The following is a 20,569-nucleotide window of genomic DNA, read 5'->3' as shown; positions in this document are numbered from 1 at the left end:
GGTGCAGATGACCGAGCAGGATCCCCGCAGGCAGCGCTCCCGCGCGAGACTTCTCGACGCCGCGACAACTCTTCTCGCGAAGGGCGGCACCGACGCCGTCACGATCGACGCTGTCACCAAGCTGGCGAACGTGGCTCGGGCCACGCTCTACCGGCACTTCGACAACGGCACCGAACTGGTCGCCGCGGCCTTCGGGCGGCTGATCCCACCCGCGCCGACAGTGCCCACCGACGGCGACCTCCGCGACCGGCTGGTCGAGTTGATGGTCAGTCAGGCGAAGCTCATCGAGAGTGCGCCCATGCACGTGACGGCCATGTGCTGGCTGGGCATGGGCCCTGCGTTGGACGACTACTCGAGCGCGGCCGCCGTCGAATCGGACAAACCGGAACTGCGGACGCTGCGGCAGACCATCGTCGAGCAGTACCGGGCGGCGTTCGACCAGGTCTTCGGGACACCCGAGGCAGCCGAACGCCTCGGTGCATTCGACTACGACCTCGCCCTCGCGCAACTGATCGGACCACTCGTCTTCACCCGGCTCGCGACCCTGACCCCGCTGGGACGGGTCGCGTGTGAGCAGATCGTCGACGACTTCCTCGCCGCACGCGCCGCCCAGGTCGCCGCCGGCCCCGCCGAGCCGGCACTCCTCGAGATACCGCCTGCTCAGGCATTGTGACGTCGACAGCTCCGCACGTCGTCATTACCGTGGCACGTACGCGCGGCACCGGATGCCGCGCGTATCGAATGAATGGTGTGGGAAGGTTTCTCGATGATCACTGATGCACTCAACTGGCTCCTCGGTGCTTGGGGCGGCGTCGCCGCCGGCAGCAGCGGATACTCCATCCCGCCCGGAACCCTTCCCTTCGGAAGCTGACGGTCGCTAGGCGTCCCGGTCTCGGCGCAACACGAACTGTTCGAGTCTTCGTATCCCTCGAACGCGTCGTGGGCGTAGCTGCTTGAGGTAGTAACCGGGAGCGTCGGCGAGTTCGTGGGCGAGCGCCTCGTCGATCAGCACCGTGCCGGGACGCGCCGAACCGGTGAGTCGCGCCGCGGTGTTGACGACGGAGCCGTAGAGGTCGCCGAACCGGACGAGCACCGGACCCATCGCGAGACCTACCCGCAGTTCGGGGTCCGTCTCGTCCGGCAGAACCTGCTCCCGCAGCTGCAGGGCGATCTCCGCCGCATCGGCCGGCGACTCGACGGCGAACATGACCTCGTCGCCGACCGTCTTCACCACCCATCCCTGATGCCGGCTGATGACCGACGTCGACGCCGACTCGAATCGTTCCAGAAGGTCGCTCAGTTCCCGGGCGCCGAGCTGACGGGTCAGCGACGTGTACCCGACGATGTCCGCAAAGCCGACGACCAGTTTCCGGCTCGCGACCTCCTCTCCGGGGTTCCCCACGTTGCGACCGGTGGTCGAGGCGATGTGCCTGCGCCACACGTACGCCTGCAGAGACTCGACCGCCGGAAGGATCTCGGCGGTGAGTTCGCGTACCTGCTCCCGGATGGCCTGCTCGTCGCTGCCCGCGGACCCCGCGAGCTGATCGACGATGTGGGTGCTGATCAATGAAACCTGCCATTCGGCGAGCCGCGACATCGACTGGCCGAGAGCACGAGCCGCCGCCACTTCGCGTTCCGGCGAGATGATCCCCTGGTCGACGAGCGACGCGATGGTGCGCAACGCGGCGGCGTCCCCCTCGGTGAACATGACACCGTCCGGATCGGTGTCGACCGCGAAACCCATCGACACCCACAGGCGGTCCGCCCGTTCGAGGGACACCCCCGCGAAGTCGGCGATCTCGGCCCGCGTGTAGCGGCGGGGCCCGCCCAGAAGCGACTCCTCGAGATCGGCCTGGACGTCGCGGAGCAGGCTCGGTGAGATCTCCGTCGTCGTTGCGGTCTCGTCGCCGTTCTCCGGTGCTTCCGACGTCACGTCGTTCCTCTCGATACGTTCGATCCGCACGCAGGGTCGCGGTGCGTCCAGTCCCTCAATCTGCCACTGTCCGAGCCCGTCCGATGCGGAACCGTCGGTGGGGTGTGCGAGAGTTGCGGTGCTCACGAGCGTAACCAGGAGACAGACCAGAAAGGACAGCGCATGCCGCCCCGTAGACGTTCCGGTGCTGCCGCACCGGATCACCTGACCGCGGAGAATCTCGAGACCCTCGCTGCCGCGATCGCGGAAGGCAAGCGGGCCACCGTGTATCTGCGCGAGGCGATGCCCAGCCTCGGGCTCGAGGCCGGAGCCTCGGCGAAAGTTATCTCCGTGCAAGGCAATACGGTCTTGATCCGCCCCAAAGGTGTCGACGACGAGCTCCCCTTCGAAGCAGAGGAGCTTCTGATGAGACGAACTCCCGCCCCCAAGCCCGCGCCCGCCGCCCCCGCGGCGCCGGCCGTGCACCAGGAAATCGAACCCGGTCCGCCCCCCGCCCCCAAGACTGCAGCCCCCAAGACACCCGCCGCCAAGACCGTCGCGACGCCTCAGCCCGCCGCCGCGGTCCCGAAACCGGCCGCGGCACCGGCCAAACGCACCAGCAAGAAGGTGCCCGCGGGAGTCAGCGTCACCATCCACGCCGGCGCCGACAACGACTGGAGCGTCACCGTCGCGCACGGAGCCAAGCGCCCCGGCAAGGCCGTCCCCGTCTCGCCGGACGCCGTCGAGCGCGCCGTCCGGGAACTCGGGGAGGAGACGGCGATCGAGGCCGTCGAGTCGATCATCGTGGCGGCACGCAACCTCGCGGCGGCCCGGGTGGACGAGCTGAGCCGGCAACTCGAGGACGCCCGCAAAGCACTGGAGGCGCTCGGCGCCGTCGAGTAGTACCCGGGCGGGTCACGGTCGCGGTCTCTACATCGGCATTCCCCCACGCAGGTCCTGCGCGGGTGGGATTCTTATGGGGAGACACGCGGCCGTCGGGGCTCATCCGGGAAGGTTCGAAAAATGTTGAAACGATTCGCGGCGGTTGTTGCGGCGACAGCGGGAATTCTGGGATTCGTTGCGGCGGGGTCCGCGACAGCAGCTCCGGCCGCCGTCTTGGGGGGCGGTTCGGGGATCGTGGTGAACGACGAACTCGTCTGCTCACTCACCACCATCGGACACGACAACGCGGGCCGGCTCGTCGGCCTGACGGCGGGCCACTGCGGTGAAGCGGGCTCCTACGTGGTGCCCGAGGCCAGTCAGGACAGCGGCATCGTCGGCGAGTTCGTCATCTCCAATCCCTCGCTCGACTACGCGGTGATCCAGTTCGACCCGGCGAAGGTCGTCCCGGTCAACAGGGTCGGCGGCGTCACCATCACCCACATCGGCGCACCGGCAGCCTTCCCGCAGGTGGCGTGCAAGGAAGGCCGCACCACGGGAAACACCTGCGGCATCGTCTACGGCGACCTCATGCAGACGGGGGAGACGTGGACCCAGGCCTGCGTGATCGAGGGTGACTCGGGCGCGCCGATGGTCGTCGGCACCACCTTGGTGGCCATGGTCAACGCCTACCTCGCGGCACCGTGCATCGGCCCGGAGATCGGCACCAACCTCAACTCGATCATCGCCGACATGAACGCGAGCGGCGGTCCCGGCGCCGGGTTCCGGCCCATCTAGGCCCTCCGGGCCCGTGAGTGGTTAACGAGTCTCTGGACTCGTCGACCACGCACGGGCGCGAAGCGCCTACCCGCAGACGGCGCCGCCCGAGGCGGAACCGACGAGCTTCGTGTACTTTGCCAGGACCCCGCGGGTGTAGCGCGGGGGCAGAGGCTCCCACCCGTGCTTGCGGCCGGCGAGTTCCTCTTCGTCGACGAGCAGTTCCAGCGTGCCCGTTCCGACGTCCAAGCGAATCTGGTCGCCGTCGCGGACGAACGCGATGGGTCCGCCGTCGACGGCCTCCGGCGCCACGTGGCCGACGCACAGGCCGGTGGTGCCGCCGGAGAATCGGCCATCGGTGAGCAGGAGTACGTCCTTGCCCAGCCCGGCGCCCTTGATCGCGCCGGTGATCGCGAGCATCTCGCGCATGCCGGGACCGCCCTTGGGGCCCTCGTAGCGGATGACGACAACGTCACCATTGGTGATCGTGCCGTCCTCGAGGGCATCCATCGCGGCGCGTTCCCGTTCGAAGACGCGGGCGGTGCCGGTGAAGACGTCGGAGTCGAACCCCGCCGACTTGACCACCGCGCCGCCCGGGGCGAGGGAACCCTTGAGGATCGTGATTCCGCCGGTCGGGTGGATGGGCGAGCTCATCGCGCGGAGCACCTTGCCGTCCGGGTCGGGAGGGGCGATGGCCGACAAGTTCTCGGCCATGGTCTTCCCGGTGACGGTGAGGCAGTCGCCGTGCAGCATCCCGGCGTCGAGGAGGGCCTTCATGATGACGGGTACGCCGCCGATGTGGTCGACGTCCTTCATCACGTGCTTGCCGAACGGTTTGACGTCCGCGAGGTGCGGGACGCGGGCGCCGACGCGGGAGAAGTCGTCGAGGGTCAGTTCCACATCGGCTTCGCTCGCGATGGCCAGCAGATGCAGGACGGCGTTGGTGGAACCACCGAACGCCATGACCACGGCGATGGCGTTCTCGAACGCCTCCTTGGTGAGGATGTCCCTGGCGGTGATGCCGCGGCGGAGCAGTTCGACGACGGCTTCACCGCTGCGCCTCGCGAATCCGTCGCGTCGACGGTCGGTGGCGGGCGGGGACGCGCTGCCGGGCAGCGACATGCCGAGCGCCTCGGCGGCGCTGGCCATCGTGTTCGCGGTGTACATTCCGCCGCACGCGCCCTCGCCGGGACAGATGGCTCGCTCGATGGCGTCGACGTCCTCACGGCTCATCAGTCCGCGCGAACAGGCGCCGACCGCCTCGAACGCGTCGATGATGGTGACGTCGCGTTCGGTGCCGTCCGACATTTTCGCGATACCCGGCAGGATCGAACCGGCGTAGAGGAACACGCTCGCGAGGTCGAGGCGGGCCGCGGCCATCAGCATGCCGGGCAGCGACTTGTCGCAACCGGCTAGCAGCACCGACCCGTCGAGGCGTTCGGCCTGCATCACCGTTTCCACACTGTCGGCGATCACCTCACGGGAGACGAGGGAGAAGTGCATGCCCTCGTGTCCCATCGAGATGCCGTCGGATACGGAGATGGTGCCGAACTCGAGGGGATATCCGCCGGCGGCGTGCACGCCGTCCTTGACGGCCTTCGCGAGCCGGTCGAGCGACAGGTTGCAGGGGGTGATCTCGTTCCAGGACGACGCCACGCCGATCTGGGATTTCCCCCAGTCGTCGTCGCCCATGCCCACCGCACGGAGCATTCCGCGCGCTGCGGTCTTCTCCAGTCCGTCGGTGACGTCGCGGCTTCGGGGTTTTGGATCCGGGGTACTCATGTATGCCAGCGTAGGCGGGACCCTCGGCGGCGGTTGGTTAAATGCGTTGCCGGGGATCGCGACCGGTCAGGGCGATCAGGCGATCCTGAAGCGGCGCGTCGTCGGGAACGTCGACGGGGTCGGCGAACAGCCCGCTCTCGGAGAGCATCTCGCGTTGGCCGTCGAGATCCGACCAGACGCCGGCGACGAGCTGCGGGTCGAGTGTGTCGTCGGATCCGGTGGCCTTGGAGAGGTCCCATGCGTGGATGGTGACGTCGGCGATCTGCTGCCGCAGGTACGGCTCGAGCGGCACCGTGCCGTAGGACAGGTGCACCTGCGTGTGCGGGTCGGTCGACGACCACGCGTGGATGGCCGCGTCCGAATACCGCTCCCATTCCGACCGCATGTCGCCGTGCAGGGGCTCGATGTCCGGGGTCGCTTCGCCGACCGTCTTCCCGGCGAGCAGTGGGGGAACCCACTGCTGTTCCTCGATGACGTGCCGCACCAGCTGGGTGACGTCCCATTCGTGGTCCGGGGTCGGCGCGGACCAGTCGGTGATCGCGGCGACCCGTGCACCGAACTCGCGGTGGGCGATGCGGGCGAGTTCGAACCAGTCGAATGCCATGTCTTCAGGGTAGAGGCAGCCGGGTCACGATCAGCGCGATTCCAAACGATGCACCTGTCGGGGTGCTCGGGAAGGATGGGGCGCATGACCAACATCCCCACCGTGCAGTTGTCCGAAGGCCTCACCGTCAGCGCGCAGGGCTACGGCGCCATGTCCGTCGCCCCCGTGTACGGCCCCGTCGATGCCGCGGAGGCGCTCGCGACCCTCCACCACGCCATCGACATCGGAGTGACGTTCATCGACACGGCCAACGTGTACGGCGACGGCGCGAGTGAGGTCGCAGTGGGCACGGTGCTGAAGGAACGCCGCGACGAGGTGCAGCTGGCCACCAAGTTCGGTCTCGTCGGCAACATCGCGAACGGCAGGCGCAGCATCAACGGCAAGCCCGAGTACGTGGCGCAGGCCCTCGACGAATCGCTGACCCGGCTCGGTGTCGACGCCGTCGATCTGTACTACCTGCACCGCGTCGACCCCGAGGTGCCCATCGAGGACACCGTCGGCGCGATCGCGGAACAGGTGAAGGCCGGAAAGGTCCGCAACATCGGACTGTCGGAGGCGACCGGCGACGAGTTGCGTCGCGCGTCGCGCGTGCACCCCATCGCCGCGATCCAGAGCGAGTGGAGCATCTGGAGTCGCGACGTCGAGAAGCACGTGGTTCCCGCGGCAGCGGAGCTGGGCATCGGCTTCGTGCCGTACTCCCCGGTGGGCCGGGGCTTCCTCACCGGAACGTACGACCCGGCCACGCTGGGCGACAAGGATCTGCGCCGCCGGTTCCCGCGTTTCGGGGACGAAGCGCTGCCCGCGAACCTGAAGGTGCTCGACGTCGTCCGCGAGGTCGCCGCCGAACTCGACGCGACGCCCGCCCAGGTGTCGCTGGCGTGGCTGGACGCGAAGGGCCGCGAGTTCGGAGTGCCGTCCGTGTCGATTCCCGGCACCCGGTTCGCGGCGCGCGTCACGGAGAACGCCAGCGCGCTCGCACTCACGCTGAGCGAGGGGCAGATCGCGCGTCTGGACCTGCTCGCGGATCTCACCGTCGGTGAGCGCACGGCCGATCCGACCTGGGTGTCGCTGGGCCGCGAGTGACTTCACCCGGCGGGTAATACCTGCTGGGGGGTAGTTTGATCTGCGATGAGCAGAGTGTGGTTGGTGTGGGGCGTCGGGGTTGTCGCTTATATCGTCGCCGTCCTGCATCGAACCTCGTTCGGTGTGTCGGGCCTCGCGGCGACGGAACGATTTTCGATCAGTCCGAGTGTGTTGTCGGGTTTCGTCGTACTCCAGATCGTGGTGTACGCGGGGATGCAGATCCCTGCCGGTGTGCTCCTCGACCGGTACGGGTCGCGGATCATGATTTCCGCGGGCGCCCTCATCATGGCGTCGGCGCAGATGCTCCTCGCGCTCACCGAATCGCTGCCGCTGGCGGTCGCCGCGCGCGTTCTCGTCGGCGTCGGCGACGCGATGACCTTCATCTCCGTGCTGCGCCTGGTACCGCAGTGGTTCGCGCCGCGGCGGGTCCCGCTCGTGTCGCAGTTGACCGGCATCTTCGGTCAGATCGGTCAGATCCTGTCGGCGTTGCCGTTGATGCTGTTGCTGAACGGGCCGGGCTGGAGTTTCGCGTACGGCAGCGCGGCGTCGCTCGGGTTGCTGTCCTTCGTGCTGGCCGTCTCCGTCATCCGCAATGCCCCTCCCGGTCTGGAGGTGGTGGCCGCGCCCGCCGGACTGCGGGAGGTGGGCAAGCAGATCCGCGCCGTGTGGGGTCGTCCCGGCACCCGGCTCGGGTTCTTCACCCACATGGGCACGCAGTTCTCGATGACCACATTCGCCCTGCTGTGGGGTGTGCCGTACCTGAGGTCGGCGCAGGGGTTGTCGCCGGCGGAGGCCGGTTCGCTGCTGACCCTGTCGGTGATCTCGGCGATCGTGGCCGGGCCGATCATCGGCATCCTCAGCGGCCGCTTCCCGATGCGCCGCTCCTATCTGGTGCTGGCGATCATGATCAGCAACGCGGCGATCTGGACCGTCGTCCTGTCGCTGCCCGGTCCGGCGCCGATCTGGTTGCTGATCGTGCTCGTGATGGTGATCTCGGTGGGCGGCCCCGGTTCGATGATCGGCTTCGACTACGCCCGCATGTTCAACCCCAGTACCAGCATGGGAACGGCGCAGGGGATGGTCAACATCGGCGGCTTCCTGGCGTCGTTGCTGGTCATCCAGGCGATGGGTCTGATCCTCGACGCGATGGGCGGGTATTCGTTCGACGCGTTCCGGGTGGCCTGGCTCGTGCAGTACCCGGTCTGGATCGTGGCGATCACGGGTGTTCTGGTGACGCGTGGGAAGACGCGGAGGCAAATGGGGTTGGTGCTGCGGCCCATCCGTCAGGTGTGGCGGGAGCGGGGCGGTCGCTGAAAGGGCTAGTTACACTCTTACATGATGTGTAACACTATAACGCATGAGCAATGAGCGATCGGCAGATCACGCCGTCCTGACGGCACCCCCGATGCAGTGGGACGCCTGGGGCGCGCCGGAAAAGCACAAGGTCCTCTCGGACGGCATCAAGGGACTGCTGCAGCAGGCCCTCGGCGTCACGATCAGGGAGCCGTCCGACCGAGCGGCCGACGATGTCGTCCTGGCTCCGAGCGCACTGTCCGACCAGCAGGTCGCCGCGCTCGCGGGCATCGTCGGAGAGCAGTTCTGCAGCACCGCGCACTCCGACCGGCTGCTGCGTTCCGGCGGCAAGAGCACGCTCGACCTGCTGCGTCGCCGCAGCACCGAACCACAGAACGCGCCCGACGCCGTGATCACTCCCGGTACGGACGACGAGGTCGCCGACGTGCTCCGGTACTGCGCCGGCAACGGCATCGCCGTGGTGCCGTTCGGCGGCGGAACGAGCGTGGTCGGCGGACTCGACCCCGTGCGCGACCGATTCGACGCCGTCGTCTCGCTGGACCTGCGCCGGTTCGACGCGCTGATCGACCTCGACACCGACTCCGGCATCGCGACGCTCGGGGCGGGCGTGACGGGTCCGCGCGCCGAGGAACTGCTCGGCGCGCACGGCTTCTCGCTCGGGCACTTCCCGCAGAGTTTCATGTTCGCGACCATCGGCGGCTTCGCGGCCACCCGGTCGTCGGGGCAGGCGTCCGCGGGGTACGGGCGGTTCGAGGACATGGTGCAGGGACTGCGAGTGGTGACCCCCACCGGGACTCTCGACACGGGGCGCGCCCCGGCCTCCGCGGCGGGTCCGGACCTCGGCGAGCTGTTCGTCGGGTCGGAGGGAACGCTCGGCGTCATCACCCGGGTGCGGGTGCGGGTGCACGCGGTCCCCGACACCACCGTCCGGGAAGGGTGGAGTTTCCCCGACTTCGAGACGGGCGCGGCAGCTCTGCGTGCGCTGCGGCAGGAAGGTGCGGTCCCGACCGTGCTGCGACTGTCCGACGAGGCGGAGACTGCGGTGAACCTCGCGACCACCGACAAGATCGGTGAGGAGACCGTCACCGGCGGCTGCCTGGCGATCACGACGTTCGAGGGCACCGCCGAGCACACCGCGGAGCGGACGGCGGAGGCTCGCGCCGTGCTGGTGGCACACGGCGGCACGTCCCTGGGGGAGGGGCCCGGAAACGGTTGGGAGCACGGCCGTTTCGACGCACCGTACCTGCGCGACTCGCTGCTCGACGCGGGAGCGCTGTGCGAGACACTGGAAACCGCGACCACCTGGGGCAACCTCGCTGCGCTCCGCACGGCCGTGACCGCCGCACTGACGGAATCGCTGTCCGGGCAGGGCACCCCGCCGCTCGTCCTCTGCCATATCTCACACACGTACCCGACCGGCGCCTCGCTGTATTTCACCGTCGTGTCCGCGCAAGCGGAAGACCCGATCGAACAGTGGCAGAAGGCCAAGACCGCCGCCGGTGATGCGATCGTCGCCGCCGGCGGAACCATCACGCACCACCATGCGGTCGGAGTCGACCACCGGCCGTGGATGCGGGACGAGATCGGCGACCTGGGCGTCGCGATTCTGCGGGCGGTCAAGGATACGGTCGATCCGGCGGGAATCCTCAACCCCGGCAAGCTGATTCCGTGAGCACGCGGCAGGTGATCGAGAAGGTCACCGTCCTCGTCAACCCGCTCGCCGGGCACGGGCACGCACCCGTCGCGGGACGGAAGGGGGTGGCGCGTCTGCGGGAGCGCGGGGTCGCCGTCACCGAGATCATCGGGACGGACGCCGATCACGCGCGCATGCTGGCCCGCCGGGCGATCGACGACGGCACCGACGCGCTCGTCGTCGTCGGCGGGGACGGCGCCATCAGCATCGGGTTGCAGGCGGCCGCGCAGTCCGGGACCCCGGTCGGGCTGATCCCGGCCGGCACCGGCAACGACCATGCGCGCGAATTCGGTATCCCCGTCGGCGATCCCGTCGCCGCGGCCGACGTCATCGCCGACGGGGAGGTACAGGAGTCCGACCTCGCCAGGATCACGCTCACGGACGGCGCGGTGGTGTGGGCGGGCACGATCGTCGCGAGCGGATTCGACTCGCTCGTCACGGACCGCGCCAACCGGATGTCCTGGCCGAAAGGCCCGATGCGGTACAACCTCGCGATGCTCGCGGAACTGACGCAGCTCCGCCCGCTGCACTACACCATCGAACTGGACGAGGAGTCGTTCCAGGTGGACGCCACACTCGTGGCGGTGGGCAACGGACGCTCCTACGGCGGCGGCATGCAGATCTGCCCGGGCGCCGACAAGACCGACGGCCTGCTCGACGTCACGGTCGTCGACTACGGGCGCCGGTCGAGGCTGGTCCGGCTGTTCCCCCGGGTCTACAAGGGCACTCACGTGGATCTCCCCGACGTGCAGACCTACCGCTCGCGGAGGGTGCGGTTGCAGTGCGACGGCATCACGGCCTACGCGGACGGCGACCGGGTCGGTCCGCTGCCGGTCACCATCGAGGCGGTGCCAGCCGCCCTGCGCATCCTCAGTCACACCCCGGCCTGAGCGGTCAGAGCCCCCGCAACCGGTCGATCTCGCGGCGTTCGCGTTTCGTGGGCCTGCCCGCGCCGCGATCGCGCTGCGGTATCGACGCGAGGACTTCGCGCGGTGGGGGCGGTGGAGTGTTGTCGGCATAGCACTCGACCGCCACCACCGCGCCTACCCGTTTGGTGATGGGCCGGACGACCTCGACGATGCGTTCGACACCCGCCGCGCGGATGCGGACCTCGTCACCGGCCTTGACCGGCTGCGCGGGTTTGGCGGTGGTGCCGTTGACCCGCACGTGCCCCGACCTGCAGGCGGCCGCCGCCGCGGAGCGCGTCTTGAACAGCCGGATCGCCCAGGTCCAGCTGTCGACCCGGACGCTCGCGGGGTCGGTACCGGAAATCGCCACCCGACCAGGATACGAAAGCGCGCGCCGAGGTGGCCTGCGGGCGCGTCACTCGTTCGGCGGAGCGGGACTCGACCGGGCGAGGGTCGGTTGCACGGCTGGACCGGTGACGTCGCAATGTGGTTTGCAGGCAACCGAATCCGGGACGGGACCAAGCGGGGTGGGAGCGGGCGGGGCCGGCGCCCGGATCAGGGCTGCGGCGATGGTCGCCCCGACCAGGAGCAGTGCGATGCAGATGTACATCGCGATGCGGAAGCCGTGCGAGAAGCTGTCGGGGTCGATCATGCTTTCGGCGTCGATGCCGGCGATCCCGGGGAGTGCGGCCACCGCCAGCAGCTGGCTGGTGCGCGCGACGGCGTTGTTCACTCCGGAGGCGATGCCGGACTGCTCCACCGGGACCGACCCGAGCACGGCGGCGGTCAGCGGCGCGACCATGGCGGACAGTCCCAGGCCGAAGACGACGACGCCGGGCAGTACGACCGTCCAATAGTTCGCACCCGGCCCGATCCGTGTCATCAACAGCAGGCCGACCGCGGCCAGTGCGGGCCCGACGGTCATCGGCAGTCGGGGGCCGTGGGTCTGTGCGTAGCCGCCGGCGCGGGAGGAGAAGGCGAGCATCGCCAGCGTAATCGGGATGGTGGCGACCCCGGCTTCGATCGGCGAGTATCCGGCCACCAACTGCAACTGCAGGACCAGCAGGAAGAAGACGCCGCCGAGTGCGGCGTACACGGCGAGCGTCACCAGGTTCGCCGCCACGAACATGCGCGACGCGAACAGGCTCGGCGGCACCAGCGCGTTCGGTGAGCGCCGTTCCACCACGACGAACGCGATCAGCGCGACGGCTCCGACCACCCCGGCGATCAGGTTCATCTCGATCAGACCGTAGGTGAGCGCGCCGAGACCGATCACTGCGCACACCGAACCGAGCACGTCGAGGTGATCGGACGGATGCGGGTCCCGGCTCTCGGGGACGTGCCGCATCGACGCCCACACGACGACGACGGCGAGCGGAAGATTGATCAGGAACACCGACCGCCAGCCGGCCACTTCCACCAGCCAGCCGCCCAGTAGCGGTCCGATCGCCCCGGCCACCCCGCCGAGTCCCGACCACAGTCCGATCGCGGCACCCCGGTCGTCCTCGTGGATGGACGCCGAGATCAGTGCGAGGCTGCCGGGGGTCAGCATCGCGGCGCCGACACCCTGCAGGATCCGCGCGATCACGAGCATCGTGATGTCGGGTGCGATGCCACACAGGAGTGACGCCACCGCGAACCAGACCGTCCCCCAGACGAAGACGCGGCGTCTGCCCCAACGGTCCCCGAGTGCCCCGCCCAGCAGAATCAGCGACGCCAGGGCGAGGGTGTAGCCGCTCAGTACCCACTGCATTCCCGCGACATCCGACCCGAGGTCCTCGCCGATGTGCGGCAGGGCGATGTTCACCACCGTGCCGTCCAGTAGCGCGAGGCTCGAGCCGAGAACGGTGGCGGTGACCACCCACCGCCCCTGGCGGGTGCTCAGGCGTAGAACTGTCTCGGTCATCTCCCCATGGTGCGCCGCGGTCCGGGCCGGTGCGGTGCTCGTTGCGATTTCTCGCGCCGGCTTCGGCATACTCGAGCACGTGTACATCGAAGTCGACGACCTGTCCCGCGCGGCCGTGCACGGACTGCTGGCCGAGCACCTGGCGGACATGCGTGCGACGTCGCCGCCCGAAAGCGTGCACGCCCTCGACCTGCCCGGTTTGCGGGACCCCTCGGTCACCGTGTGGACGCTGTGGGACGAGGAGGCCGTGCTGGGCACCGTGGCTCTGCGTGAGCTCTCGCCGGCCGAAGGCGAGATCAAGTCGATGCGGACGGCCACCGAGGCGCGCGGGCGGGGAGTAGCCACCCGGCTCCTCGCGCACCTGGTCGACGAGGCGCGGGCACGCGGGTACGTCCGGCTCAACCTCGAGACCGGCACCGAGGACTTCTTCGCCCCGGCCAGGCGTCTGTACTCCGAGTACGGCTTCACCGAATGCCCCCCGTTCGGGGACTACGGCAACGATCCGAACAGCATCTTCTTCACACTCGCCCTGTGACGGCCCTGTCCGTGCGACACTTTCCGCCACGCACCTCGATATACGGAGAACTCATGGACATCATGCGCAAGGTCGCGGTCGGGGCCGTCGCGGTGGCCGGCCTGTCTTTCTTCGCCGCGGGGACGGCCGCAGCAGACCCGGTGCCGGCACCCATGCCGCCGCCGCTACCAGCGCCGATGCCGGTCCCGTTGCCTGCAGGGACATACCTCGGCACCACCAATGTTCTCGGTGGCGACCTGATCTGGAAGGGCAAGACGTTCGGACCCGGGTGGGTCATGGACAACTTCGGGGTGTTCTTCCCGTACATCTTCGGCATGACCACTCCGGAAGCGAGCGGTTCCCTCGTCACCGACTACAGCCCCTCCGGGTTGCCTTTCCTGACCGACCGGATCACCCCGAGGCCCGACGGGACCTACGAGGGCACCGTCTACATCAACGGCAACCCCGTGGCGGGGTACGCCCTCCACAAGTAGGCAACCGGCAACGGTCTACACCTTCGACGGGGCGAGCGGTTCGGGGGTGATCGAATTCGGCGCCGCGGGGGTGGCGCGGCGGGTGGGGATGGCCAGCGTGATGGCCGCGGCGACGAGTGCGACACCGCAACCGATCAACAGGCCTGTTCGGAAGCCGCCCTCGGTGGGCAGGGTGTGGCCGGCGACCTGGACGCTCATCTGGGCCAGGACCACTCCGACGACGGCCGCGGACACTGCGGTACCGACCGAGCGCATCAGGGAATTGACGCTGTTGGCGGACGCGGTGGCCGATTGCGGCACGGCGCTCATCACCAGGGCGGGCATCGCGCCATAGGCCAGGCCGACTCCCGAGCCGCAGATGCAGGTCACCACGACCAGGCCCCACGTCGACCCCATCAGGATCATCGACGACCCGTAGCCGAGCGCGATGACGAGGCTTCCGACGAGCAGGGTGACCTTCGGTCCGCGGGTGGACGACAAGCGGGCCCCGAAGGGGGACACTGCCATCATCATCAGGCCCGAGGGGGCCATCCACAGGCCCATGGCCAGCATCGACTGTCCCAGGCCGTATCCCGTCGACGTCGGCAACTGCAGGAGCTGCGGAACGATCAGGGACTGGGCGTACATGGCGAAGCCGACCACGACGGACGCGGCGTTGGTCAGCAGCACCTGACGGCCGGCGATCACCCGCAGGTCGACCAGTGGTTCGGGAGTGCGGAGTTCCCACCAGCCCCAGGCCGTCAACGCGATGACCGTGGTCGCGAACAGGCCGAGGGTGGTACTGCTCGTCCAGCCCCAGTCGGCGCCCTTGGATACGGCCAGCAGGAGGGACACCAGTCCGACTCCCAGTCCGACTGCCCCGATGGGATCGAAGCGGGCCGCGGGTCCGTGGACGGGCGTGGCAGGCACGAAGAACCAGAGCAGCACGGCGATCAGCGCGCTGAGCCCGGCGGCGCCCCAGAACAGCGCGCGCCAGCTCGAATTCTCGGCGACCGTTGCGGCGAGCGGCAGACCGAGGGCACCGCCGATGCCCATCGACGAGCTCATCAAGGCGATGGAGGAGTGCAGGCGCTCGGGCGGCAGCAGGTCCCGCAGTGCGCTGATTCCCAGCGGAATCATGCCCACTCCGATGCCCTGCAGCCCTCGGCCGATCACCATCGGGGCCAGGGACGTCGCGAGTGCACAGACCACCGAGCCGAGGACGAGCGGCACGGTGCAGATCAGCATCATTCGCCGCTTGCCGTACAGGTCGCCGAGACGTCCGGTGACCGGTGTCGCCACGGCGCCGGCGAGCAGCGTCGCGGTGATCACCCAGGACGCGTTGGAGGCGGTCGTGTCGAGCAGTCGGGGGAGGTCGCCGATCAGCGGCACCACGAGGGTCTGCATGAGTGCGGCGACGATGCCGGTGAATGCCAGCACGGCGACGAGGCCGCCCGGGCGGACGGCGGGCGTCGGACTGTCCACACGAATCTCCTCAACTCTGCGAAACACAATTTGTGCACCATACACAGCGTATGCATGGTGCACAACATGTGTATCGTGCAATGAGCTCAGGAGGGACGTTTTCCGAGGTAGGCGGCGGCGCCACCGCACGCGACCACGGCAGCCACGGACAATCCGGTCGATGTCCACGCCCACGAGTCCGGCCCCAGCGTGCTCTCGGATCCGACGAGCGGCGCGTACGCCGTCCACCCGTAGTCGGCGATCAGCGGGACCGCCAGCGCGGCCGGGGCCGCCAGCGACGTCGCGGAGACCGGTTCGCTCGACGGCAGACTCGACGCGACCGCGTACGAGGCCGCGAGCGGCAGGAGGAGCCACGTCGCACCGAAATGCACGGTGTCCCACGGTGGGTTCTCGAACAACGCCGACGCGGCCACGACTGCGAGCGCCGCGATGCCGGACACCGGCTGAGGGAAGCGCCTGCCGAGCACGGCACCCGTCAGCACGAGCGCCGCGGCCACCAGCAGCCACGGCCAGGAGTCCGGGAACGCCGCCACGCCTATGTCCCCCGCGGCGACGAACGCCATCGCGGCGAGCAACACGATCCCGGTGCGGCCCTCCAACCACAGCGAGGCGGCGATCACCACCACGACGAGGACGAGTCCGAACATCCACCGAACCTGCATCGCACCGTCGGAGCCCACGTTCCAGACACGACGGACGAACCACCAGTACAGCACCAGCCCGACCAGCGGCAGAACGATCCCGACGACGAGGGCGCGCCCGCTCACTGCGACCTCCGTCCGCTCGCCGAAGTCGCCGAGGTCGCCTGACGCGAGCGTGACGGCCAGAATCACGGCCGTGAGCACGAGGAGGGTCAGTGTCACCGGCTCGAACAGGGGTTCCGGAAGGTAGTCCGCGTAACGCCGGGGAGCCGACGTCCAGAAGTGGTCGATCGGGCCGGCGAGGAGGAATCCGGTGAGAACCCCCGCCGCGAGTGCGGTCTGCAACCACGCCCGGTCGGCGGTGGCACACAGTCCGACGAGTCCGCCGAGCAGAAGGCCCGCACCGACTCCGCCGAGATACACCTCGAAATCCCACGGCCCCGTCGCCGGAGCGACACCCAGCAGCGCGAGACCGGCGAACGACAGCGTCGACAGGATCCGGCGGGCACGCACCAGCGCTGCCACCAGGACGCCGACGATCGCGGCGAGGGAGGCGCCTGCGGCCGGACCGGCATACAACGCGTCCAGGCGGTCGCCGCCGACCACGAACGCGAAATCACTGGACGTGGTGGACGTCAACGCAATTCCCGCGACGAACCCGCCCAGCAGCAGGCAGACGTGCGAGATCCTGAATGTCATCTCCTGAGCATCGCGTACGGGCACCGGCCTTGAAGTGACCGACGCGCAGGAGAAGGCTGGAGGTCGTCGCTGTGCTCTCGGCAGAGAAGGGGTGGTCCGCTTGGTCATCGACAACGACGTCTACAACCGCGTGGGGGAGTCGTGGTGGGAGGAAGACAACCCACTCAACCTGCTGCACGGAAGCCTGACGCCGGGACGATTCGCCTACTTCCGCAAGGTGCTCGGCGAGACGGTCGGTCATGATCATCGCGGACTCCGCGCCCTCGACGTCGGGTCGGGCGGCGGGTTCCTCGCGGAGGAGTTCACCCGCATCGGGTTCCGGGTGACGGGCATCGATCCGTCCCCGGTGTCGGTGGACACCGCGCGGCGTCACGCAGCCGGCTCGGCACTCGACATCGAGTACCGCATCGGGTCGGGCGAGCAACTGCCGGTGCCGGATGCCGCGTTCGACGTCGTCTACTGCTGCGACGTCCTCGAGCACGTGTCGGATCTCGACGGTGTGATCGCCGAGACGTCCCGCGCGCTGAAACCCGGTGGCCTCTACCTGTTCGACACCATCAACCGCACGTTCGCCAGCAAGCTCGTCGCGATCAAGATCATGCAGGAGTGGCGGATGACCCGGATGTTCGACACTCCCATCCACGACTGGTCGATGTGTATCCGTCCCGCGGAACTGGCTCCGATCATGGAGCGGCACGGGCTGCGGCTCGGCGAGTTCGTCGGGCTCGGCCCGCGGTCGAAGAATCCTCTCCGGCTCCTCGACCTCGCGCGGGCCGGCGGAACACGGCTCAGTTACGGGGAGTTGAGCCGCCGACTCGACTTCGGGCAGATCAGGAGCACGGCCATCTCCTACATGGGATTTGCGGTCAAGAACGGCGAAAGCCCGCCGCGACAGCGCGACGGGCTTCCGGAGGGGCGTGATCAGCTGTAGTCGTAGAAGCCCTTGCCGCTCTTCTTGCCGAGGTGTCCGGCGTCCACCTTGCGCTTGAGCAGCGTCGGGGGAGCGTAGTGCGGCTCCGCGAACTCCGCGTACAGCGACTCCGCCGCGGCGAGGGTGATGTCGAGGCCGACGGTGTCGATCAGCGTCAGCGGGCCCATCGGGTAGCCGCAGCCGCCCTTCATGGCCTCGTCGATGTCCTCGGCGGTGGCGTAACCCGACTCCAGCATCCGGACCGCCGACGTGAGGTACGGGATGAGCAGCGCGTTCACGATGAAACCCGCACGGTCACCGGCCCGCACCGTCTTCTTGTGCAGCGTGTTCTTCGCGTAGTCGGTGACCGCGAGGACGGTCTCCTCCGACGTGACCAGGCTGACCACGATCTCCACCAGCGGCATCACCGGCACCGGGTTGAAGAAGTGGACACCGACGACCTGCCCGGGACGCTGCGTGGCGTTGGCCATCTTGATCAGCGGGATGGACGACGTGTTGGACGCCAGGATGCCCGACGGCTTCACGATCTTGTCGAGCTTCTGGAAGATGTCGACCTTGAGGGACTCGATCTCCGGTGCCGCCTCGATCACGAGGTCGCGGTCCGCGAAGTCCTCGATGTCGAGGGTGACCCGCACGCGGGCGAGCGCGGCGTCCGCGGCGTCCTGGTCGAGTTTGCCCGCCTTGACCCCGCGGGCCAGGGACTTCTCGATCCGGGCCTGCGCGGCCTCGGCGAATTCCGGCTTGGTCTCGAGGATGAGAACCGAGCTGCCGGCCTTGATGCATACCTCGGCGATGCCGGCACCCATGGTGCCGCCGCCGATCACGCCTACTAGTTCCACAAATTCTCCTCACGTAGCCGTGCGTGGTTAGCGAGTCCAGAGACTCGCTAACCACGCACGGGCGGCGTAGCCGCCTACTTCAACAGTGCACGCGACATCACGACGCGCTGGATCTGGTTGGTGCCTTCGTAGATCTGTGTGATCTTCGCATCACGCATCATCCGCTCGACAGGGAAGTCGGTGGTGTAGCCGGCGCCGCCGAACAGCTGGACGGCGTCGGTGGTGACCTCCATGGCGACGTCGGAGGCGAAGCACTTGGCGGCCGCGGAGATGAAACCGAGGTTCTTCTCGCCGCGCTCGGCGCGAGCCGCGGACGTGTAGACCATGAGGCGCGCGGCCTCGACCTTCATCGCCATGTCGGCGAGCATGAACTGCACGGCCTGGAAGTCGCTGATCGACTTGCCGAACTGCTTGCGATCCTTGGTGTAGGCGAGAGCGGCGTCGAGGGCACCCTGCGCGAGGCCGACTGCCTGCGCGCCGATGGTGGGACGGGTGTGGTCGAGGGTCTGCAGCGCCGTCTTGAAACCGGTGCCGGGCTCGCCGATGATGCGGTCGCCGGGGACCTTACAGTTCTCGAAGTAGAGCTCCGCGGTGGGCGAACCCTTGATGCCGAGCTTCTTCTCCTTCGGTCCGACGACGAAGCCCTCGTCGTCCTCGTGGACCATGAACGCGGAGATGCCGTTGGCGCCCTTGTCGGCGTCGGTGACGGCCATGACGGTGTACCAGCTGGACTTGCCACCGTTGGTGATCCAGCACTTGGAGCCGTTGAGGATCCAGTCGTCGCCGTCGGCCTTGGCGCGGGTGCGCATGCTGGCGGCGTCCGAACCGGCTTCACGCTCGGACAGTGCGTAGGACGCCATGGCCTCGCCGGACGCGAGCTGCGGCAGGACCTGCTGCTTGAGCTCCTCGGACCCGTTGAGGATGAGGCCCATGGTGCCGAGCTTGTTGACGGCGGGGATCAGGGACGAGGAACCGCAGACGCGGGCGACCTCTTCGATGACGATGCAGGTGGCGACGGAGTCGGCGCCCTGGCCGTCGTATTCCTCGGGGACGTGGATGGCGTTGAACCCGGAGTTCACGAGGGCGACGCGGGCCTCTTCGGGGAAGCGTGCGTCCTCGTCGACCTCCTTCGCGTAGGGTGCGATCTCCTTCTCGGAGAGCGCGCGGATCGCGGACCGCAGTTCGTCGTGCTCTTCACCGAGCTTGAACAGATCGAAGTCCGGATTTCCGGCCATGGGGCGCTCCTTGCTGAGTCTCGACGGCACCGAGTCTGAATAGGCACTCCGTGCCAAGGTCATTGTCGTTCAGGTGGGCCGCAACGTTCGTGGTCGGCAAACTACTGCCACTACAGTGCAGTCAACCACGGCACTGAGTGCCAGTCAAGGGTGGTTGTCGTCACCCGGCCACTCAGCCCCGGCGCCGGGACAGCTGGGCTTGGATACGCCCGGTGATCTCCTCCACCGGCGTTCCCGGCGGGTACGACACCACGAGCACAGCGTCCTGTTCCTGCGTCGATGCCCCCGGAGCGACGCCGAACGTCCGGCGCACGTCGAGGAGGGCCCGCTCCAGTTCGTCGGCGGTCGCGTCGGGGTCACCCTTGATCATGTTCCGGAGCAGGAAGTTGTGGCACGCGGTGACGGCGGCCGCGAATCCGATGACCTTCAGGACCGGTTCGGTGGGTACGACGCCGCGCAGGTAGTCGACGAACAACCGCTCGTAGCGGAACCCGGTGACGATCTCCCGGTCGCGCAGGGCGGGAACCCGCTGGACCACCTGGTACCGGCGGGCCGACAGCTCCCGATTCTCGCGAAACCGGTCGAAGACCAGGCCCGCCGTCCTGCAGACCGCCGCCCACGGGTCGTCGGAATCCGTGGACAGATAATCGCCTGCCTGCTGCAACAGCGATTCGTGATCGGCGAAGATCACGTCCTCCTTGGAACGGAACTGCCGGAAGAACGTCCGCCGGGACACGCCCGCGGCCGACGCGATCTGCTCGACGGTCGTCGCCTCGTACCCGTTCTCGGAGAACAGCCGGATGGCCTGCGCCACGACGTGGACGCGGAAATCCGCGGGATCGATGCCGGGTGTGTCGACGCGCTCGGTCATGGGGCCCAGTATCCATTGGCGGC

The 20,569-nt window shown here is 68.5% G+C and carries 20 protein-coding genes; 10 read left to right on the top strand and 10 right to left on the bottom strand.

Annotated features, from left to right (window positions below):
- Position 1 precedes the first annotated feature (1 nt).
- Entirely contained in the window at positions 2-673 is a 672-nt protein-coding gene (locus tag OYT95_RS11215; protein ID WP_268791478.1) for a TetR/AcrR family transcriptional regulator, read from the top strand.
- Positions 674-877: 204 nt separating this feature from the next.
- Here the strand turns inward: OYT95_RS11215 and OYT95_RS11210 are convergent, their stop codons facing one another.
- Positions 878-1,933, bottom strand: a complete 1,056-nt coding sequence (locus OYT95_RS11210; RefSeq protein WP_268792232.1) for an adenylate/guanylate cyclase domain-containing protein — start codon at positions 1,931-1,933, stop codon at positions 878-880.
- A gap of 162 nt (positions 1,934-2,095) precedes the next feature.
- Between OYT95_RS11210 and OYT95_RS11205 the strand changes: the two genes are divergently transcribed.
- A complete protein-coding gene (locus tag OYT95_RS11205; RefSeq protein ID WP_128639804.1) occupies positions 2,096-2,815 on the top strand; it encodes a DUF6319 family protein in 720 nt (239 codons plus the stop codon).
- A gap of 120 nt (positions 2,816-2,935) precedes the next feature.
- Positions 2,936-3,589, top strand: coding sequence for a S1 family peptidase (locus OYT95_RS11200; protein ID WP_037232738.1), 654 nt, complete (start codon positions 2,936-2,938; stop codon positions 3,587-3,589).
- Between the two features lie 66 nt (positions 3,590-3,655).
- Here OYT95_RS11200 and ilvD read toward each other — a convergent pair whose 3' ends face one another.
- Positions 3,656-5,350 (bottom strand): dihydroxy-acid dehydratase, encoded by a 1,695-nt coding sequence (gene ilvD / locus OYT95_RS11195; protein WP_268791477.1) that lies wholly within the window; start codon positions 5,348-5,350, stop codon positions 3,656-3,658.
- Positions 5,351-5,387: 37 nt separating this feature from the next.
- Positions 5,388-5,954: a TIGR03086 family metal-binding protein gene (locus OYT95_RS11190; protein WP_268791476.1), complete on the bottom strand. Its 567-nt coding sequence runs from the start codon at positions 5,952-5,954 to the stop codon at positions 5,388-5,390.
- A gap of 84 nt (positions 5,955-6,038) precedes the next feature.
- On the opposite strand from OYT95_RS11190, the gene OYT95_RS11185 reads away from it, so the two are divergent.
- From OYT95_RS11185 to OYT95_RS11170, 4 genes are all read left to right on the top strand, one after another.
- On the top strand, positions 6,039-7,037 hold the full coding sequence (locus OYT95_RS11185) for an aldo/keto reductase (protein ID WP_268791475.1): 999 nt from the start codon (positions 6,039-6,041) through the stop codon (positions 7,035-7,037).
- A gap of 45 nt (positions 7,038-7,082) precedes the next feature.
- Positions 7,083-8,351 (top strand): MFS transporter, encoded by a 1,269-nt coding sequence (locus OYT95_RS11180; protein WP_037197583.1) that lies wholly within the window; start codon positions 7,083-7,085, stop codon positions 8,349-8,351.
- A gap of 91 nt (positions 8,352-8,442) precedes the next feature.
- Positions 8,443-10,023 (top strand): FAD-binding oxidoreductase, encoded by a 1,581-nt coding sequence (locus tag OYT95_RS11175; RefSeq protein WP_268792231.1) that lies wholly within the window; start codon positions 8,443-8,445, stop codon positions 10,021-10,023.
- Positions 10,020-10,934, top strand: a complete 915-nt coding sequence (locus OYT95_RS11170; RefSeq protein WP_037232750.1) for a diacylglycerol kinase — start codon at positions 10,020-10,022, stop codon at positions 10,932-10,934. Before OYT95_RS11175 ends, OYT95_RS11170 begins: the two co-directional genes overlap by 4 nt.
- A 4-nt stretch (positions 10,935-10,938) precedes the next feature.
- Here the strand turns inward: OYT95_RS11170 and OYT95_RS11165 are convergent, their stop codons facing one another.
- Together OYT95_RS11165 and OYT95_RS11160 are read right to left on the bottom strand one after the other, a co-directional pair.
- Positions 10,939-11,322 carry an RNA-binding S4 domain-containing protein gene (locus OYT95_RS11165; RefSeq protein ID WP_037232752.1) on the bottom strand — a complete coding sequence of 128 codons (384 nt, stop codon included), beginning with the start codon at positions 11,320-11,322 and terminating at the stop codon, positions 10,939-10,941.
- A 45-nt stretch (positions 11,323-11,367) separates the two neighbouring features.
- Complete coding sequence (locus tag OYT95_RS11160) at positions 11,368-12,858, bottom strand: MFS transporter (protein ID WP_037232939.1); 1,491 nt, start codon at positions 12,856-12,858, stop codon at positions 11,368-11,370.
- A 79-nt stretch (positions 12,859-12,937) separates the two neighbouring features.
- Between OYT95_RS11160 and OYT95_RS11155 the strand changes: the two genes are divergently transcribed.
- Positions 12,938-13,393, top strand: coding sequence for a GNAT family N-acetyltransferase (locus tag OYT95_RS11155; RefSeq protein WP_037232755.1), 456 nt, complete (start codon positions 12,938-12,940; stop codon positions 13,391-13,393).
- A gap of 53 nt (positions 13,394-13,446) precedes the next feature.
- Positions 13,447-13,866, top strand: a complete 420-nt coding sequence (locus OYT95_RS11150; protein WP_005561883.1) for a hypothetical protein — start codon at positions 13,447-13,449, stop codon at positions 13,864-13,866.
- A gap of 15 nt (positions 13,867-13,881) precedes the next feature.
- On the opposite strand, the gene OYT95_RS11145 is transcribed toward OYT95_RS11150, so the two are convergent.
- Both OYT95_RS11145 and OYT95_RS11140 read right to left on the bottom strand, forming a co-directional pair.
- Positions 13,882-15,330 (bottom strand): MFS transporter, encoded by a 1,449-nt coding sequence (locus OYT95_RS11145; RefSeq protein ID WP_268791474.1) that lies wholly within the window; start codon positions 15,328-15,330, stop codon positions 13,882-13,884.
- Positions 15,331-15,416: 86 nt separating this feature from the next.
- Positions 15,417-16,670 (bottom strand): hypothetical protein, encoded by a 1,254-nt coding sequence (locus OYT95_RS11140; RefSeq protein WP_268791473.1) that lies wholly within the window; start codon positions 16,668-16,670, stop codon positions 15,417-15,419.
- Positions 16,671-16,761: 91 nt separating this feature from the next.
- On the opposite strand from OYT95_RS11140, the gene ubiG reads away from it, so the two are divergent.
- On the top strand, positions 16,762-17,601 hold the full coding sequence (gene ubiG, locus OYT95_RS11135; protein WP_128639796.1) for a bifunctional 2-polyprenyl-6-hydroxyphenol methylase/3-demethylubiquinol 3-O-methyltransferase UbiG: 840 nt from the start codon (positions 16,762-16,764) through the stop codon (positions 17,599-17,601).
- Here ubiG and OYT95_RS11130 read toward each other — a convergent pair.
- The 3 genes from OYT95_RS11130 to OYT95_RS11120 form a co-directional block, all read right to left on the bottom strand.
- The gene (locus OYT95_RS11130) at positions 17,592-18,440 is read right to left on the bottom strand and encodes a 3-hydroxybutyryl-CoA dehydrogenase (RefSeq protein ID WP_268791472.1); all 849 of its coding nucleotides are present in this window, start codon (positions 18,438-18,440) and stop codon (positions 17,592-17,594) included. The genes ubiG and OYT95_RS11130 overlap by 10 nt on opposite strands.
- Positions 18,441-18,514: 74 nt before the next feature.
- Entirely contained in the window at positions 18,515-19,675 is a 1,161-nt protein-coding gene (locus tag OYT95_RS11125; protein WP_037232767.1) for an acyl-CoA dehydrogenase, read from the bottom strand.
- A gap of 172 nt (positions 19,676-19,847) precedes the next feature.
- The gene (locus OYT95_RS11120; RefSeq protein WP_005243897.1) at positions 19,848-20,546 is read right to left on the bottom strand and encodes a TetR family transcriptional regulator; all 699 of its coding nucleotides are present in this window, start codon (positions 20,544-20,546) and stop codon (positions 19,848-19,850) included.
- Positions 20,547-20,569: the final 23 nt, after the last annotated feature.

Origin of the sequence: Rhodococcus sp. JS3073 (assembly GCF_026810085.1) — a bacterium.
In the GTDB taxonomy this organism is placed as follows: Bacteria; Actinomycetota; Actinomycetes; order Mycobacteriales; family Mycobacteriaceae; genus Rhodococcus_F; species Rhodococcus_F wratislaviensis.
This window is presented reverse-complemented; position numbering and strand designations above follow the sequence as displayed.

Bases quoted from the DNA above. Each gene is read 5' to 3' on its own strand.
- OYT95_RS11190 (WP_268791476.1), bottom strand. From the start codon at position 5,954: ATGGCATTCGACTGGTTCGAACTCGCCCGCATCGCCCACCGCGAGTTC.
- OYT95_RS11160 (WP_037232939.1), bottom strand. From the start codon at position 12,858: ATGACCGAGACAGTTCTACGCCTGAGCACCCGCCAGGGGCGGTGGGTG.
- ilvD (WP_268791477.1), bottom strand. From the start codon at position 5,350: ATGAGTACCCCGGATCCAAAACCCCGAAGCCGCGACGTCACCGACGGA.
- OYT95_RS11205 (WP_128639804.1), top strand. From the start codon at position 2,096: ATGCCGCCCCGTAGACGTTCCGGTGCTGCCGCACCGGATCACCTGACC.
- OYT95_RS11120 (WP_005243897.1), bottom strand. From the start codon at position 20,546: ATGACCGAGCGCGTCGACACACCCGGCATCGATCCCGCGGATTTCCGC.
- OYT95_RS11125 (WP_037232767.1), bottom strand. From the start codon at position 19,675: ATGGCCGGAAATCCGGACTTCGATCTGTTCAAGCTCGGTGAAGAGCAC.
- OYT95_RS11150 (WP_005561883.1), top strand. From the start codon at position 13,447: ATGGACATCATGCGCAAGGTCGCGGTCGGGGCCGTCGCGGTGGCCGGC.
- OYT95_RS11200 (WP_037232738.1), top strand. From the start codon at position 2,936: ATGTTGAAACGATTCGCGGCGGTTGTTGCGGCGACAGCGGGAATTCTG.
- OYT95_RS11140 (WP_268791473.1), bottom strand. From the start codon at position 16,670: ATGACATTCAGGATCTCGCACGTCTGCCTGCTGCTGGGCGGGTTCGTC.
- OYT95_RS11175 (WP_268792231.1), top strand. From the start codon at position 8,443: ATGCAGTGGGACGCCTGGGGCGCGCCGGAAAAGCACAAGGTCCTCTCG.
- OYT95_RS11185 (WP_268791475.1), top strand. From the start codon at position 6,039: ATGACCAACATCCCCACCGTGCAGTTGTCCGAAGGCCTCACCGTCAGC.
- OYT95_RS11180 (WP_037197583.1), top strand. From the start codon at position 7,083: ATGAGCAGAGTGTGGTTGGTGTGGGGCGTCGGGGTTGTCGCTTATATC.